Origin of the sequence: Kitasatospora sp. NPDC004669 (assembly GCF_040609455.1) — a bacterium.
Classification (GTDB): Bacteria; Actinomycetota; Actinomycetes; order Streptomycetales; family Streptomycetaceae; genus Kitasatospora.
In genome coordinates this window covers 1-1207 of the sequence record NZ_JBEXKB010000231.1, presented here as the reverse complement: position 1 = coordinate 1207, position 1207 = coordinate 1, and the positions used below count along the sequence as shown (strand labels likewise).

At 68.4% G+C, this 1207-nt stretch carries 1 protein-coding gene; it reads left to right on the top strand.

From position 1 onward, the window contains the following. The coding region (locus tag ABZW30_RS47070; protein WP_355677506.1) for an ISAzo13 family transposase at positions 1-1207 on the top strand (1207 nt) is incomplete at its 3' end.

Below are 1207 nucleotides of genomic sequence, written 5' to 3'. Positions count from 1 at the left end.
ATGGCGATCACGGAACAGATGCTGTCCCAACTCGATTGTCGTTTCTCAGTGTTGCTGCCCCATCTGAACGAGCGGCAGCGGCGCTTGGCGGTGGCGGCCGAGGCGAGGCTGCTCGGTCACGGCGGGGTGCGCGTCGCCGCCCAGGCAGCCGGGATGAGCGAGACCACCGTGCGCCGGGGCGTCGCGGAGCTGGAGTCCGGAGCCGGGCCACTGCCTGACGGGCGGACTCGTGTCGCGGGCGGAGGCCGCAAGCGGGCCGAGGCGATCGCCCCGGGTCTGGTGGACGCGCTGATGGCCCTGGTCGAGCCCGATGAGCGCGGGGACCCGGAATCCCCGCTGCGCTGGACGACGAAGTCGCTGCGGCACCTGGCCGAGGAACTGGGCAGACAAGGTCATCCGGTCTCCGCGCCGACGGTGGGCCGGCTGCTCAAGCAGGCGGGCTTCAGCCTGCAGAGCAACGCCAAGACTCTCGAAGGCAGCCAGCATCCCGACCGCGACGCCCAGTTCCATTACCTGAATGAGCAGGTCAAGCAGCATCAGGCGGCCGGCGAGCCGGTCATCAGCGTGGATACCAAGAAACGCGAGCAGATCGGCCGCCTGCCCATGGCCGGACGCGAGTGGCGCCCCAAGGGCGACCCGGTCCAGGTCGAGGACCACCACTTCTTCTTCAGCGGACCGGATGTCGAGCAGGCCATCCCGTACGGCGTCTACGACATTGCCCGCAACGCCGGCTGGGTCAACGTCGGCGTCGACCACGACACCGCCACCTTCGCCGTCGAGTCGATCCGCCGCTGGTGGAAGACTCGCGGGCAGATCGACTACCCGATCGCGACTCGGCTGCTGATCACAGCGGACGCCGGCGGATCCAACGGCTACCGCTACCGCGTCTGGAAGAGTGAACTGGCCGCTCTCGCCGCCGAGACCGGTCTCGTGATCACGGTCTGCCACTTCCCACCAAGTACTTCGAAGTGGAACAAGATCGAGCACCGGCTGTTCTCACACATCACCCACAACTGGCGCGGCCGGCCGCTGACCAGCCACGACGTCGTGTTGCAGACGATCGCCGCCACCCGCACCCGCACCGGGCTGACGGTGGAGGCCCACCTCGACACGGGCGACTACCCCACGGGCATCGCGATCAGCAAGGACCGCTTCGCCGCCCTGCCCCTGGTCAAGCACGAGACCCACGGGCAGTGGAACTACTCCC